The sequence below is a fragment of the Streptomyces sp. MMG1533 genome (assembly GCF_001279775.1).
In the GTDB taxonomy this organism is placed as follows: Bacteria; Actinomycetota; Actinomycetes; order Streptomycetales; family Streptomycetaceae; genus Streptomyces.
Genome location: NZ_LGDG01000122.1, coordinates 61,436 through 75,281, shown reverse-complemented (window position 1 = coordinate 75,281; position 13,846 = coordinate 61,436). Strand labels below are relative to the sequence as shown.

The following is a 13,846-nucleotide window of genomic DNA, read 5'->3' as shown; positions in this document are numbered from 1 at the left end:
CGGACAGGAGCACCTCATGACCAGCGGACTCGACGGACGTAGCGTCATCGTCACCGGAGCGGGATCGGGCATCGGGCGCGCCACCGCTCTCGCCTTCGCCGCGGAGGGTGCGCGCGTGGTGGTGGCGGATCTCAACGTCGAGGGCGCGGAGGCAGTGGTCAACGAGATAGAGCAGGCGGGCGGGAGCGCGGTCGCCGTCACCGGGGATCTGAGCGAGCAGGCCGTCGTCGACCGGGTGACCGAGACGGCCGTGGAGCGCTTCGGCGGGGTGGACGTGCTGGTGAACAACGCCGGGATCATGGACCGCATGTCAGCACTGGCGGACGTGAGCGACGCGGAGTGGGAGCGGGTCATCCGGGTCAACCTCACCGCGCCCTTCCTGCTCACGCGGGCGGTACTGCCGCACATGCTGGCCGCGGGCAAGGGCGCCATCGTGAGCACCGCTTCCGAGGCCGGCCTGCGCGGCAGCGCGGCGGGCGCCGCCTACACGGCCTCGAAGCACGGGGTGGTGGGACTGACGAAGAACCTCGCCGTGATGTACCGCAAGCAGGGCATCCGGGCCAATGCCATCGCCCCGGGCGGTACGGCGACCCCCATCGTCGTGGACGCCGAGCAGGGCACCCACGGGCCGACGGCGCTCGGCCCGCACTTCGTCAACGTCGGTCGCGTCGCCCAGCCCGAGGAGCAGGCCGCCGCCATCGTGTTCCTCGCCTCGGACGCGGCCGGCAACATCAACGGTGTGGTCCTGCCGGTCGACGACGGATGGTCTGCGGTCTGACGCACCGCCAGGCACTCACCGGCTCCGCACGAACCGCCTCGCCAGCCGCTCCCCCATCATTACGGCGGCCTCATGGTTCTCGATGGGCGCCACCCGCGTGTCCTTGAAGACGATGTAGGTGACACCCGAACTGGTGCCGCCGCCCCGCGGATCGGCGCGGATACCGAGTGCCTCGGCGGTGGCGTAGGACGCCTCGCCGATGATGTCGTGCGGGCCGACGTCACCGACGACCGCGTACTGCACGCGGTCACGGTGGACGACTGCCGCCACCGAACCGCCGCGCACGCCGTCGTCGCCGTGGTCCCAGGCGCGGCTCGGGCCGGGCACGACGATGTACGGAAGGCGTTCGGCGTCCAACTGGCGGCCGTCGGACTGCTGGTAGGCCGTGGCGCCGGAGAAGAGCGGGTCGGTGCGGTCGTTGCAGCGGCGACCGGGCCGACCGTCGCAGTCGATGTCCAGGTCGGCCTTCCAGAACACGGCGTCCCGGGTGTCACAGACCGGGGTCGTCGCGGGCGTGCCGTCGTCGTTGCGGTAACGGCCGCGGGAGACGGGGGCACAGTCACGCACCCTGGCCAGCAGGTCGGCAGCGCGGACCTGGTCGACGCGCCGCACGGTCGGCCCCTGCCGAACGGCCTGGGGCCCGGCGGACGCGGCGACCTGGATCGGCACGGGCGGCACCGTGGGGGCGAGCAGGGCGGCCCCTGCCGCGGCCAGCGTCAGTGACTGGGCACGCACCATACGGAACCCTCTCCTGGGGGACAAGGACGCACACCCAGCCCAATCTGATGCCGTATCAATGGTGCCGCCACCGTTGTGGGGCCGGACGGTGCACGTCCGCGAAGTCCCGACGGGGGCCGGGAGCCCTGGCCCGCCAAGGGCTCCGGCCTCCCGGCCGCCCGCACCGGCGCGGGATCAGCGACGACAGCGGCCCGCGCGGCGGCGTGAACCACCCACATCTCATGGCGAGTTCCGCCGCGAAGGGACTCAGCATACGAAACCCTCGGCGGACGGCTGCCGATACCCCGCAGCCGCCCTCGGCGGACAGCCACCCGGACCCGCCTCTTGATGTGATCGCGTCAGCCGAGCCATATTGGTCCGGACCAATACCGCCACGTGCCCTCCGGGAGGCAGCCGTGCGACGCGTTTCCGCCCCCGCCCCTGCCCTCGCTTCCCTGCCCCACCGCCTCGCGCTCTGCGCAGCGCTCACCCTGGTCGCGTCCTGCGGAGGGGACGGGACGGCCGACGGCGGTCGGCTCCCCGCGGCGCCCCCGGGCGTCACCGCCACCGCGGGCAGCGCGACGAGCGTGCACGTCATGTGGAACGCGGCGTCCGAGAGCGTCGGAGCCTACGAGGTATATCGCGGCACCACAAAGGTCGAGGAGGTGCCGGGTTCGCAGCACATGGTGGACGTCACCAGGCTCAGGCCGTCAACCCTGTACGTCTTCACCGTGCGGGCTCGCGACACCGAGGGCCGCGTCGGGCCCCGCAGCCGGGAGGTACGGGCGACGACTCCGGCGGCCGTGACGGCGGACCGCTCGGCCCCGACGCGACCGGGGAAGCTGCGGGGCCGGGCGGCCGGAAGCCGCGCGGTCCAGCTGTCCTGGGACGCCTCGACGGACGACCGGGACGTGGCGTCGTACGACATCCATCAGGGCACCACGAAGATCCACAGCGTGGGCGGCAACCAGACGTCGGCCGTGGTCATCGGGCTGCGTCCGGGCACCCGCTACTCCTTCACCGTGCGGGCGCGGGACGCTGCGGACAACGTCTCTCCCGTCGGCGGTCCCGTCCGCCTCACCACTGCGGGCACCGACGACGGACGGGCCACCGCTCCCACCGACTTCCGCGCGACCACCCGCCGCGTCGACGGGGCGTACCACCTCGACCTCGACTGGGTTCCGCCGCGCACGGACGGGGTGGTCACCGAGTACCAGGTCCACCTCGACGGCCGTCCGGCCACCTCGCTGGTGTTCGGCGGGGCCGCGCCGCGCGACCGGGCGACGTACAGCTTCTACCTGGGGCCGGAGGCCGGGGCCGGCCACCGGGTGCGGATCCGGGCGAAGCTGCCGGACGGCACCTGGGGCGGCTTCTCGACGGAGCGGACGGTCACCACGGGCGCCACCCCGCGGCCGGAACAGCCATGACGGCCGCTCCCGGTTCCCCCGGACGATGGAAGCCGTCACCTGCCCGGGCGCCCTCCGCATGCGGACCGGGCCAGGTGCACGTTGGCTTCCCCTGAGGGCAGCACGGGCCTTCCCCGACCCTCGGCGGCGCAAGGGATGTACCGCCGACCGTGCCGCCGGAGGACAGGTCCATGCACACTACTCAACTACTCCTCCGCTCCGGCCTGACCGTGGCGGCCGCCGCGCTGCCGCTCGCCCTGACCGCCACGCCGGCCGCCGCCGTTTCGGGGATCTCCGTGAGCACCACCGGGTCCACGGTCTCCGTCACGACCAGCGCCTGTACGCAGGTCAACGGCAGCTGGGGCACCGCCTCGCTCCTCAACAGCAGCCAGGCCAGCTTCTCCCAGGGCCGCCAGGTGGCGCTGTCGGGGACGAGCACCCTTCAGTCGGCGGCCTGGTCGAGCGTGAGCGCGGGTACCTACACCGTCATCGTCCGGTGCGCGGACAACAGCACCGCGGGCACCCAGTCGGTCATCGTGACCCCCGTGTCCACTCCCACGATCTCCGCCACGGCCTCGCCGTCACGCGGTGTCATGGGCGGAATCGGCGGTGCCACGAAGGACTACGGCACTCTCACGCTGGCGGCCGGCGGGGGCCTGGTGGGAGCGGGCGCCCTGGCCACAGCCTGGTTCCTGCGCCGCCGCTCGAAGCCCTACCGGCTCTAGCCCAGCCCTTCTTCGGGAACGGGCAGCTCCGCCAGGGCCTCGGTGAGCCACTGCGTCCAGAAGGTCTCCAGTTCGATGCCCGCGCGCAGGACCAGGTGCTGCAGCCTGGCCTGCGCGCTGTCGTTGCCGGGCGGGAAGTCGCGCTTCTCGATCTCCTCGTACTCCGCCAACTGCAGGCGGTGCAGGTCGAGATGGCGGCGCAGGTCGGCCTCCAGGCCCGCGGTGCCGACGACGGCGGCGGCCCGCAGGCGCAGGAGGAGCGCATCGCGGTGCGGCTTGGGGTCCTGCGCCGCGGCCGTCCACCGCCGGAGTTCGGCGCGGCCCGCGGGCAGGACCTCGTAGCTCTTCTTCTGCCCGCGCGCCGGCTGCTCGGCGGGCAGCGCGCGGATGTGCCCCTCGGCCTCCAGTTTTCCCAGCTCGCGATAGATCTGCTGATGCGTCGCCGACCAGAAGTAGCCGATCGACCTGTCGAACCTGCGGGTCAGGTCGAGGCCCGACGACGGCTTCTCGAGCAGGGCGGTGAGGATCGCGTGCGGGAGTGACATGGGGTCATCCTAGGGAGGCCGTCACACGGCCCTTACAGCGTCGCCGCCACCTCGGTGCCCTGCTTGATGGCGCGCTTGGCGTCCAGTTCGGCCGCGAGGTCGGCACCGCCGATGAGGTGGGCGTTGCTCCCCGCGGCGAGCAGTGCCTCGTACAGGTCGCGGCGCGGATCCTGTCCGGTGCACAGCACCACGGTGTCGACCTCCAGGACCGTGCTCGTGTCACCGACGGTGACGTGCAGGCCGGCGTCGTCGATCCGGTCGTACTGCACTCCCGGGACCATGGTGACGCCGCGGTGCTTGAGCTCGGTGCGGTGGATCCAGCCGGTGGTCTTGCCGAGGCCCGCGCCGACCTTGGTGGTCTTGCGCTGGAGCAGGTGGACGGTGCGCGGCGGGGCGGGCCGCTCCGGGGCCGCGAGTCCGCCGGGTGCCGCGTAGTCCATGTCGACGCCCCACTGCCGGAAGTACGTCGCCGGGTCCTCGCTCGCCTTGTCGCCGCCGTCGGTGAGGAACTCGGCGACGTCGAAGCCGATGCCGCCCGCGCCGAGGATCGCGACGCGGTCGCCGACGGGGGCGCCGTCGCGCAGGACGTCGAGGTAGCCGACGACACTCGGATGGTCGATGCCGGGGATGTCGGGGGTGCGCGGAGTGACGCCGGTGGCGACGACGACCTCGTCGTAGTCGGCGAGGTGCTCGGCGGCCACCCAGGTGTTCAGCCGTACGTCGACACCGTGGGCGTCGAGCTGGTGGCGGAAGTAGCGCAGGGTCTCGTCGAACTCCTGCTTGCCGGGGACCTTGCGGGCGACGTTGAGCTGGCCGCCGATCTCGCTCGCGGCGTCGAAGAGGGTGACCTCGTGGCCGCGTTCGGCCGCGCTGACGGCGCAGGCGAGCCCCGCCGGTCCCGCGCCCACCACGGCCACCCGCTTGCGCAGCCGGGTCGGGGAGAGAACGAGCTCGGTCTCGTGGCAGGCGCGCGGGTTGACCAGGCAGGAGGTGATCCGGCCGCTGAAGGTGTGGTCGAGGCAGGCCTGGTTGCAGCCGATGCAGGTGTTGATCGCCTCGGGCGTGCCCGCCGCGGCCTTGTTCACGAAGTCGGGGTCGGCGAGCATCGGGCGGGCCATCGACACCATGTCCGCGCAGCCCTCGGCGAGCAACTCCTCGGCGACTTCGGGGGTGTTGATGCGGTTGGTGGTCACGAGCGGCACGGAGACCTCGCCCATGAGCTTCTTCGTCACCCAGGTGTAGGCACCGCGCGGCACCGAGGTGGCGATGGTGGGGATGCGGGCCTCGTGCCAGCCGATGCCGGTGTTGATGATGGTCGCCCCGGCCGCCTCGACGGCCTTGGCGAGCGTGATCACCTCGTCGAGCGTCGAGCCGCCCGGGACCAGGTCCAGCATGGACAGCCGGTAGATGATGACGAAGTCCTCGCCGACGGCCTCGCGCACCCGCCGGACGATCTCGACGGGGAAGCGCATGCGGTTCTCGTACGAACCGCCCCAGCGGTCGGTGCGTCGGTTGGTCTGCGCGGCGATGAACTCGTTGATCAGGTAGCCCTCGGAGCCCATGATCTCGACGCCGTCGTACCCGGCCTGCCGGGCCAGGCGGGCGGTGTGGGCGTAGTCGTCGATGGTCTTCTCGACGTCGGTGTCGGTGAGCTCGCGCGGTACGAAGGGGCTGATCGGCGCCTGGAGCGGGCTCGGGGCGACGAGGTCCCGGTGGTAGGCGTACCGGCCGAAGTGCAGGATCTGCATCGCGATCCGGCCGCCCTCGCGGTGCACGGCCTCGGTGATGAGCGCGTGCTGCTCGGCCTCGGCGTCCGTGGTGAGCTTCGCGCCGCCCTCGGCCGGCCGTCCCTCGTCGTTCGGGGCGATGCCGCCGGTCACGATCAGGCCCACTCCGCCGCGCGCCCGGGCGGCGTAGAACTCCGCCATGCGCTCGAAGCCTCGCTCGGCCTCCTCCAGGCCGACGTGCATCGAGCCCATGAGGACGCGGTTGGGCAGCGTGGTGAAGCCCAGGTCGAGCGGGGTCAACAGGTGCGGGTAACGGCTCATCGGGCCCCTCCATGCGCGGCAGTGTGCCCTCTTGTTGTAGAGGACCGCGACGCGTTTATGCAACTAGTTGCACAACCAGAGCGGAGTGATGCGAGCCACGTCGTGCGGCGGGGACGTGCGCACTCAGGGTGACGTGCCGCCAGGTGCCGGACGTGTCCCTCGGATGTCGAGCCGGGCGGTGGCGACAGGTGACCGTGGCACTCCTATGACCCGCTCTCCTCGGGGCGCCACGGCCTGGTCGTTCACCGGAGCCGGCCGCACGGTGGACGGCATGACACACACCTCACCGAAACACGTACACCCCCTCGACGGCCGGGTGGCGGTGGTCACCGGCGCCTCCGGCGGGATCGGCGCGGCCACTGCCCGGCGTCTGTCCGCCGACGGAGCGAGCGTCGCCCTGCTGGGCCGCCGCGAGGACCGCCTCAAGACGCTGGCCGACGAACTGGGCCGTACGACCTCAGAAACCGTCCTGCCCCTGGCCGTCGACCTGACCGATGCCGCGGCCGTCACCGGGGCCGCCCTGGCCGTCGCCGGGGAACTCGGCCCCGTCGACCTCGTCGTGGCGAACGCCGGAGCCATGCTCGGCGCCCCCTTCGAGCAGGCTGCCCGAGACGAATGGGACCGCATGATCGACATCAACCTGCGCGGCCTGCTGAACACGTCCCGCGCGTTCACCGACGACCTCCTGGCCGCGGCCGCCCGCGGTGGCCCCGCGGACCTCGTCCACGTCGGCTCGGTGGCCGGTCACGTCCTCTACCCCGGCTGGGCCGTCTACAGCGCCACCAAGGCGGCCGTGGCCCACCTGACCCGCAACCTGCGGGCGGAGCTGGGCCCGCGCGGAGTCCGCGTGAAGAACGTCGAGCCCGGCGTCACCAGCACCGAACTGGGCGCGGACATGCAGGACACCGGCATGCGCGACAGCCTGGCCCGGATGCGGGCCGGACTGCGCCCACTGGCCGCCGGCGACATCGCCGACGCCATCGCCTTCGCGGTCGCGGCGCCCGCCCACGTCAATGTCGCCGAGCTGGTGGTCGTACCCGTCGAGCAGGGCTGATCCGCTGGATCAGTGGCTCTCCAGCCGCACGTGCAGCTCCCTCTCCTGGTCGCCGGAGACCGTGGCGAGGTCATGCACGGTGAAGTGGGAGTGGAGGGTCGTGCGGAACCGGTCGACGGCCCAGTAGCCACCCTGCACGTCGGCCATGACGGACGCTCCGAGGCTGACGGGCGGGCAGCCCTCGTGCACGTCGGCCACATCGAAGGTGCCGAGCCACACGGTCGGACGTACCTCGTGGTAGTCCCGGGGTACGTCGTCCGCGCACCGGTCGGACCCGAAGCACGCGCAGAGGGTGTCGAACACGATCCGGGCGTCCTCCTTGCTGCCGCTCAGTTCCACGGAGACGGATTCCGGGTGCGGTCGCTCGCTGTCCATCGTGATCGCTCCTCTCGTGGCCGCGCTGCGGTGCCGTGGGGCAAACCCTGCGGTACCGCACCCCACCCCCAGAAAAGCACCACCTTCGCCGGAGCACTACCGGCGAAGGCGCAGTTCCTCGGTCGGCGCGGTCAGCCGCGCGTGAGGCGGTACGTCTTGCTGTCCGTCAGGACGCAGAATCCCGGTGACACGACGATCACGCGCAGGGTGCCGGTACGGCGGTCGTAGTCGATGCCCTCCGCCTCGAACGTGCCCGAACAGGAGCTGCGCAGGGGCAGCTGGCGCAGGGCGGTGACGTGGCCGGTGACGTCGGAGGTGCCGTTCGGTTCCGCGGAGAGGTCGATCTGGAGCAGCGGCTTGGTGATGCCGAAGAGCGTGCCCGCGGGGTCGTCGGAGGAACAGAGCAGCTGGGTGGCGCTGAGGAAGTCGCAGCCCTGTACGTCGCGTACGGCGTGGTCGAGGCGGACGGTGGACGCCTGCGGAAGGTTCGCCGCGGGCGAGGTGCTCGCATTGACGCCCGGCGTGGGGAAGACCAGCAGCCGGCTCATGGTGCCGTACTCCCCCGCCAGCATCCACTGGCCGCCGGGCGAGACGGCGACCCAGGAGTTGTTCAGCACCTCCCCGGAGCTCAGCGTGTGGACGTACTCCGACCAGGTCCCGCCCGGCGACTGCACGCGGAACATCTTCGTGGTACCGGAGTCCCGCTGGTAGGGCTCGATGTAGTGGCCGTCGTACGAGGCGTCGGGGTCACCCACGTGGTTCCAGCCACGGCCGCTCAGGTCGACGGGGATGGTGCCGATCCCCGTGTACCGGTTGGCGGCCCCGGCGGGTACCTCGACCGAGGTGAGGCCCTGGCTCTCGGTCAGCGGGTCGGCCCGGTCGGAGCCCGCCTCGGTCCAGGTGTCGGCGGCGGAGGCGGGCGGGGCGGTGGCCAGCAGGGTGGCGGCGGTGAGGGCGACGGCGGCGGCGAGGACCGTGTGACAACGTTGCCGGGCACGCAGGGGCATGGAAGGGCTCCTCGGGGGGTGGGCGTACTCGGCGGACAGTGTGGCCCGTTCAGATCGTCATGTACAGACCAAATCGAGAACGCGGCGCGTCGGCTCGGTCACGGTGCGGCGCCGCGGCTTCGCCGACGCGTAGCGCCGTGTTGAGGGATGGTGGAAGCGGCGCCGTGTTGAGGGATGGTGGAAGAAGCCGCCGGTGACGTCGCAAAGAGGGCCGGACGCGATAGAACAGGGGAGTCGGCACGGGGGAACGGCGTGTCGTGAAGACGGCCGAGGGCGGTGCGTGCAATGAGAGCAGCCGGGAGTGTCCGTTGACCGAGGACGGCGAGCAGCAGGTACGGGCCGACGGCCCCGCTGACGGGCCGGTGCGTGGACCGGTACAGCCGAGCGGGCTCCTCGACGTGCTCGGAGTGGCTTCGATCGTCCTGGACACCGAAGGACGCATCGTGCTGTGGAGCCCGCAGGCCGAGGAACTGTTCGGCTACCCGGCACGGGAGGCGCTCGGGCAGTACGCGGCGCACCTGATGATCCACGAGCAGCATGTCGACCTGGTGGTCAAGCTGTTCGCCGACGTCATGGAGACCGGTCAGGGCTGGGCCGGCGCGTTCCCCGTCAGACACAAGGACGGCAGTACGAAGCTGGTGGAGTTCCGCAACATGCGGCTCCTGGACGACCGGGGCGACGTCTACGCGCTGGGCCTCGCCGCCGACCAGTCGACCGTACGACGGCTGGAGCGGGACGTGGCGCTGTCGACGCGGATGGTCGCGCAGTCCCCGATCGGGCTCGCCGTCCTCGACACCGACCTGCGGTACGTCTCCGTCAATCCGGCAATGGAGCGGCTCAACGGCATTCCGGCCGAGGAACACGTCGGACGCACGATCGGCGAGGTCCTGCCGGACGTGGGCGCCGAGGCCCTCGAGTCCGCGGCCCGTCTGGTGCTGGACACCGGACAGCCGCTGGTCGACCAGGAGGCCGTGGGCCGGACCCCGGCCGATCCGGACGAGGAGCACGCCTGGTCGATCTCGCTCTACCGGCTGGAGGACGCCAACGGCACCGTGCTGGGCGTGGCCGGCTCGGTCGTGGACGTCACCGAGCAGCACCGAGCGGCCGTCGCGGCCGAGGCCGCACGGCGCCGCCTGGCCCTCGTCGCCGACGCCTCCGCCCGGATCGGCACCACCCTGGACCTGGACAGCACCGCCCGGGAGCTGGCCGAGGTCGCGGTGCCCGAGGTCGCCGACATCGCGGCGGTGGATCTGCTGGAGGCGGTGGTGCAGGGCCGACCCAGCACCCTCGGCCCCGCGGAGGCGGCCGTCATCCGTGCCCTGGCCGTCGAGGCGGACCGCGCCCCGGACGCCCTGCGCGCGGCCGACCCGCCCGGAGAGGTGGCCCGGTACGCTCCCGACCGCCTGGTCACCGAGTGCGTACGCACCGGACAACCGATCCTGGTCGCGCAGGTCGAGGCCGGGGACCTGCCCCGCATCGCCCGCTCCCCCGAGGCGGTCGAGCTGCTGGCCCGGGCAGGCGTGCACTCCTATCTGGCGGTACCGCTGATCGCACGCGGCGAGGTGCTCGGCGCCCTCGATCTCAAACGCACCCGCAATCCGCTGCCGTTCACCGAGGACGACCTGCTGCTCGCCCGTGAGCTGGCGTCCCGCGCTGCCGTGCAGATCGACAACGCGCGCTGGTACCAGAACGCCCGCGAGACCGCCCTCACCCTCCAGCGCAGCCTGCTGCCCAGCCACCCGACCATGACGGGCGGCCTGGAGGTCGCCTCCCGCTACCAGCCCGCGGGGGCCACCGCCGAGGTCGGGGGCGACTGGTTCGACGTGATCCCACTGGACGGCGGCAAGACCGCGCTCGTGGTGGGCGACGTGATGGGCAGCGGGCTCAACGCGGCGGCGACCATGGGCCGGCTGCGCACCGCGACGAACACCCTGGCCTCCCTCGACCTCGACCCGGCCCAGCTCCTGGAGCACCTCGACCGGATCACCGACGGCCCGGACCAGTCGATCGCGACCTGTGTGTACGTCGTCCACGACCCGGCGCTGCGGCAGTGCCGGATCGCCAACGCCGGGCATCTGCCACCCGCCCGGCTCCGTACGGGACGTCCGCCGGAGCTGCTCGAACTGCCCACCGGGGCACCGCTGGGCGTGGGCGGGGTCGCCTTCTCCACCACCACCATCGACCTCGTACCCGGCGACCGGCTGGTGCTCTACACCGACGGCCTCGTCGAGACGCGGCAACACCCGCTCGACGAGCGCCTGAACGCCCTGCTGGCCCTGCTCGACGGCCCCGACCGCCCGCTGGAGGAGGTCTGCGATCTCCTGCTGCGCACCCTGCACCAGCCCGACAACTCCGACGACGTGGCGCTGCTCATCGCGCGGGTGCAGACGCCCGGTTGACCTGGGGGTGTCAGGTGCGGCTGGGGTCCGGTTCCGGCTCGTGCCGTCGGCGAACCGCCCGGTCGTGACGTGGGAGCAGCAGGGGAGTCGCCAGCAGGAGGAGACCGGCGGCCGCGATCGCGGAGCGGGTTCCGACGAGGGCGGCGAGCAGGCCCCACAGGGCGGTAAGGGCCGCGGTGGTGAGCTTTGCCGTGACCGACCACGCGGACAGGGTGCGGGCGACGCGGTGGGTCGGGGTGTGGTCGAGCCGGTAGGTGGCGAGCACCCGGTTGAAGACGCCACTGCAGGTGATCAGCCCGAACTCCACTGCCGCCGAATGGTCTCCCCAGCGACCGCCTCGCCCGCACGCCCCGCACGCCCCGCACACTCCTCGCCATCGCCTTCGATCCGCCGCACGTCGGCCCACGCCATGAGAGCGGCCGACGCCATGAGAGCGGCCGAGCGCCCCGATCGGCAGCCACCGCGGCGGGGCGCCACAACCCTACGGTCACGCAACGGCTCGCTACGGGCGGGTGCCGACCACCACGTTGGCGTACATCTCCTCGGACACGGCCAGGCGCGTCTCCAGTCCGCCGCCGACGAAGGCCTCGACGGCTGCCGACGCCTGGCGTTCACTTGTCTCGACCAGGAGGCAGCCGCCGGGAGCGAGCCAGCGGGGCGCCTCGGCCGCGACCCGGCGCAGGACGTCCAGGCCGTCCGCGCCGCCGTCGAGGGCGACCAGCGGCTCGTGGTCGCGTGCCTCGGCGGGCAGGAGGGCGACCTCGCCGGTGGGGACGTACGGCACGTTGGCCGCCAGAATGTCGACGCGGCCGCGCAGTTCACCGGGGAGAGCGTCGAACAGGTCGCCCGCGTGGACGTGACCGCCGACAGCGGCGACGTTGCGGCGGGCGCAGCGCACCGCGGCCGGTTCGATGTCGGCGGCGTGCAGTTCGACGGGGCCGAGCGCGGTGGCGAGGGCGGCGCCGACGGCACCCGAACCACAGCACAGGTCCACCACGACGGACGCGTGGGGGACTTGGGCGAGGGCCTGTTCGACGAGGAACTCGGTACGGCGGCGGGGTACGAAGACGCCGGGTTCCACGGTGATGCGCAGGCCCCTGAACTCGGCCCAGCCCAGGACGAGTTCGAGGGGACGGCCCAGGACACGGCCGTCGACCATGGCGGCCAGTTCGGCCGGGTTGCGGGCGGCGGCCAGGATCAATCGTGCCTCGTCCTCGGCGAAGACACAGCCGGCGGCGCGCAGCGCGGCCACGACGGAGTCACGGGACGAGGGCGAGGACTGCGGTGAGGAAGGTGAGGCAGCAGAGAGTGGAGGCATGAAGCCGAGGGCCTTTCGGGAGCCGAAGGGCGCTCTCGCGGCCGCCTACTGGCGGTGATCCGCGACGGTACGAGGAGAGAGCACCCGACCTGACACAGCGGTAATGGGTCTCACCTCCTCGGTCGTTCGCGACGGACACAGCGCGGCCACATTACCCCAATGATCAGTCGCCGAGGGCCGACTCCATCCGGAGTTGTATTATGCAACCAGTGGCGCGAGGGAGGTCCCGTGAAAGCATCCGCAACGACCGGCGGCGACGCAGCCGTGGAGACCATCCAGCGCGAGATGACGGCGTTCGCCCGCCGGGCCCGGGCCTCGGCCGGGCGCATGCACCCGGAGCTGTCGCTGGTGTCGTACACCCTCCTCGGACACCTGGAGGAGAGCGGCGGCTGTCGCGCCACCGACCTGGCGGCGCACTACGCTCTCGACAAGTCCACGGTCAGCCGTCAGGTGGCCGCCCTGGAGCGCGCCGGGCTCGTCGAGCGGCGCCAGGACCCTGAGGACCACCGCGTCCAGGTCCTGGACCTCACCGAGGCCGGCCTGAGCATCCTCGCCCAGGTCACCGAGCGGCGCCGCACGGCAGTCCGGGAGCGGCTCGAGGACTGGCCGACGGAGGACCTGGAGCGGTTCGCCCGGTATCTCGTGCGGTACAACGGCTGGTCGGCGGCCGACTCCGAGGACGACTGACCGCTGTCCTCCGGCTCCGGCTCCGGCTACGACACCGGTACGGCCGTGACATCATCCGCCGGCAGCCGGCCCGGCGACCGTGCCGCCATGAAGGCGGTGGTGCGGCGCAGGCGGAAGCCCAGCGACTCGTAGAGCCGGATGGCATTGGTGTTGCCGGCGCCGGTGTGCAGGAACGAGGTCTCGCCGCGTTCCCGGATGCCGTGGGCGACGGCGAGGATCAGCCGGCTCGCCAGGCCCTCGCCGCGGAAGGCCGGGTCGGTGCAGACGGCGCTGATCTCGGCCCAGCCCGGCGGGCGCAGCCGCTCCCCCGCCATGGCGACGAGGGCACCGTCCCGCCGTATGCCGAGGTAGGTGCCGAGCTCGACGGTGCGGGGCAGGAAGGGGCCGGGCCGGGTCCGCGCGACCAGGTCGAGCATCTCGGGCACGTCGTCGGGGCCGAGTCGGACCGCCTCGGGTTCCGGGGCGGTGGCCAGGCCATCGTCCACGAACTGGACGCCCTCCACTCGGAACGTGACCTCCCAGCCGTCGGGGACCCGCCCCCGGAACCCGAGCAGCGGCACCTCGGTGCCGGGGCCCGCGAAGGCCGCGAGGTCGGCCCAGTCGTCGGCCTCGGGCTCGTCGGGCAGAGCCAGCCATGGCGTGACGTCCACGGGGTAGCGCAGAATCCGGCCGTGCCGCTCGGCGAAGTGGGCGTGCGGGCCGGTCAGGGCGGCGCGGGCGGGGTTGTCCAGGACGTGGGGTGCGTCGGGGGGCTGCGGCTGGGCGGGGCTCTGCGTACGGCCGGGAC

General features: G+C 72.4%; 13 protein-coding genes and 1 pseudogene. 6 read left to right on the top strand and 8 right to left on the bottom strand.

The genetic code is table 11. The features are described from left to right. Positions 1–16 precede the first annotated feature (16 nt). Complete coding sequence (locus tag ADK57_RS13615; protein ID WP_053749683.1) at positions 17–778, top strand: SDR family NAD(P)-dependent oxidoreductase; 762 nt, start codon at positions 17–19, stop codon at positions 776–778. 15 nt (positions 779–793) lie between these two features. Here the strand turns inward: ADK57_RS13615 and ADK57_RS13610 are convergent, their stop codons facing one another. After that, positions 794–1,513, bottom strand: a complete 720-nt coding sequence (locus tag ADK57_RS13610) for a glycoside hydrolase family 75 protein (protein WP_053749905.1) — start codon at positions 1,511–1,513, stop codon at positions 794–796. 398 nt (positions 1,514–1,911) lie between these two features. On the opposite strand from ADK57_RS13610, the gene ADK57_RS13605 reads away from it, so the two are divergent. Both ADK57_RS13605 and ADK57_RS13600 read left to right on the top strand, forming a co-directional pair. Then, complete coding sequence (locus tag ADK57_RS13605; protein ID WP_053749682.1) at positions 1,912–2,922, top strand: fibronectin type III domain-containing protein; 1,011 nt, start codon at positions 1,912–1,914, stop codon at positions 2,920–2,922. Between the two features lie 170 nt (positions 2,923–3,092). Continuing rightward, complete coding sequence (locus ADK57_RS13600; protein WP_053749681.1) at positions 3,093–3,626, top strand: hypothetical protein; 534 nt, start codon at positions 3,093–3,095, stop codon at positions 3,624–3,626. On the opposite strand, the gene ADK57_RS13595 is transcribed toward ADK57_RS13600, so the two are convergent. Both ADK57_RS13595 and ADK57_RS13590 read right to left on the bottom strand, forming a co-directional pair. After that, the gene (locus tag ADK57_RS13595; RefSeq protein ID WP_053749680.1) at positions 3,623–4,171 is read right to left on the bottom strand and encodes a PadR family transcriptional regulator; all 549 of its coding nucleotides are present in this window, start codon (positions 4,169–4,171) and stop codon (positions 3,623–3,625) included. The two genes, ADK57_RS13600 and ADK57_RS13595, sit on opposite strands and share 4 nt — an antisense overlap. 32 nt (positions 4,172–4,203) lie before the next feature. After that, positions 4,204–6,219 (bottom strand): NADPH-dependent 2,4-dienoyl-CoA reductase, encoded by a 2,016-nt coding sequence (locus ADK57_RS13590; RefSeq protein ID WP_053749679.1) that lies wholly within the window; start codon positions 6,217–6,219, stop codon positions 4,204–4,206. Positions 6,220–6,490: 271 nt separating this feature from the next. On the opposite strand from ADK57_RS13590, the gene ADK57_RS13585 reads away from it, so the two are divergent. Beyond that, positions 6,491–7,273: an SDR family oxidoreductase gene (locus ADK57_RS13585; RefSeq protein WP_053749904.1), complete on the top strand. Its 783-nt coding sequence runs from the start codon at positions 6,491–6,493 to the stop codon at positions 7,271–7,273. Between the two features lie 9 nt (positions 7,274–7,282). On the opposite strand, the gene ADK57_RS13580 is transcribed toward ADK57_RS13585, so the two are convergent. Together ADK57_RS13580 and ADK57_RS13575 are read right to left on the bottom strand one after the other, a co-directional pair. Next, positions 7,283–7,648 carry a hypothetical protein gene (locus ADK57_RS13580; RefSeq protein ID WP_053749678.1) on the bottom strand — a complete coding sequence of 122 codons (366 nt, stop codon included), beginning with the start codon at positions 7,646–7,648 and terminating at the stop codon, positions 7,283–7,285. A 131-nt stretch (positions 7,649–7,779) separates the two neighbouring features. Then, the gene (locus tag ADK57_RS13575) at positions 7,780–8,655 is read right to left on the bottom strand and encodes a hypothetical protein (RefSeq protein WP_053749677.1); all 876 of its coding nucleotides are present in this window, start codon (positions 8,653–8,655) and stop codon (positions 7,780–7,782) included. A 407-nt stretch (positions 8,656–9,062) separates the two neighbouring features. Between ADK57_RS13575 and ADK57_RS13570 the strand changes: the two genes are divergently transcribed. Beyond that, complete coding sequence (locus ADK57_RS13570; RefSeq protein WP_420711857.1) at positions 9,063–11,054, top strand: SpoIIE family protein phosphatase; 1,992 nt, start codon at positions 9,063–9,065, stop codon at positions 11,052–11,054. 10 nt (positions 11,055–11,064) lie between these two features. Here the strand turns inward: ADK57_RS13570 and ADK57_RS13565 are convergent. Beyond that, positions 11,065–11,361: pseudogene (locus ADK57_RS13565) on the bottom strand (MFS transporter); the annotation flags it as partial. Positions 11,362–11,556: 195 nt separating this feature from the next. Continuing rightward, positions 11,557–12,372, bottom strand: a complete 816-nt coding sequence (locus ADK57_RS13560; RefSeq protein WP_053749675.1) for a putative protein N(5)-glutamine methyltransferase — start codon at positions 12,370–12,372, stop codon at positions 11,557–11,559. 285 nt (positions 12,373–12,657) lie between these two features. Between ADK57_RS13560 and ADK57_RS13555 the strand changes: the two genes are divergently transcribed. After that, positions 12,658–13,059, top strand: a complete 402-nt coding sequence (locus tag ADK57_RS13555; RefSeq protein ID WP_053749902.1) for a MarR family winged helix-turn-helix transcriptional regulator — start codon at positions 12,658–12,660, stop codon at positions 13,057–13,059. Between the two features lie 26 nt (positions 13,060–13,085). Here the strand turns inward: ADK57_RS13555 and ADK57_RS13550 are convergent, their stop codons facing one another. Further along, positions 13,086–13,790: a GNAT family N-acetyltransferase gene (locus ADK57_RS13550; protein ID WP_053749901.1), complete on the bottom strand. Its 705-nt coding sequence runs from the start codon at positions 13,788–13,790 to the stop codon at positions 13,086–13,088. Positions 13,791–13,846: the final 56 nt, after the last annotated feature.

Excerpts from the sequence above, each read along its gene's own strand:
- ADK57_RS13615 (WP_053749683.1), top strand. The coding sequence starts at position 17 with ATGACCAGCGGACTCGACGGACGTAGCGTCATCGTCACCGGAGCGGGA.
- ADK57_RS13600 (WP_053749681.1), top strand. The coding sequence starts at position 3,093 with ATGCACACTACTCAACTACTCCTCCGCTCCGGCCTGACCGTGGCGGCC.
- ADK57_RS13595 (WP_053749680.1), bottom strand. The coding sequence starts at position 4,171 with ATGTCACTCCCGCACGCGATCCTCACCGCCCTGCTCGAGAAGCCGTCG.
- ADK57_RS13590 (WP_053749679.1), bottom strand. The coding sequence starts at position 6,219 with ATGAGCCGTTACCCGCACCTGTTGACCCCGCTCGACCTGGGCTTCACC.
- ADK57_RS13585 (WP_053749904.1), top strand. The coding sequence starts at position 6,491 with ATGACACACACCTCACCGAAACACGTACACCCCCTCGACGGCCGGGTG.
- ADK57_RS13580 (WP_053749678.1), bottom strand. The coding sequence starts at position 7,648 with ATGGACAGCGAGCGACCGCACCCGGAATCCGTCTCCGTGGAACTGAGC.
- ADK57_RS13575 (WP_053749677.1), bottom strand. The coding sequence starts at position 8,655 with ATGCCCCTGCGTGCCCGGCAACGTTGTCACACGGTCCTCGCCGCCGCC.
- ADK57_RS13560 (WP_053749675.1), bottom strand. The coding sequence starts at position 12,372 with ATGCCTCCACTCTCTGCTGCCTCACCTTCCTCACCGCAGTCCTCGCCC.
- ADK57_RS13555 (WP_053749902.1), top strand. The coding sequence starts at position 12,658 with ATGACGGCGTTCGCCCGCCGGGCCCGGGCCTCGGCCGGGCGCATGCAC.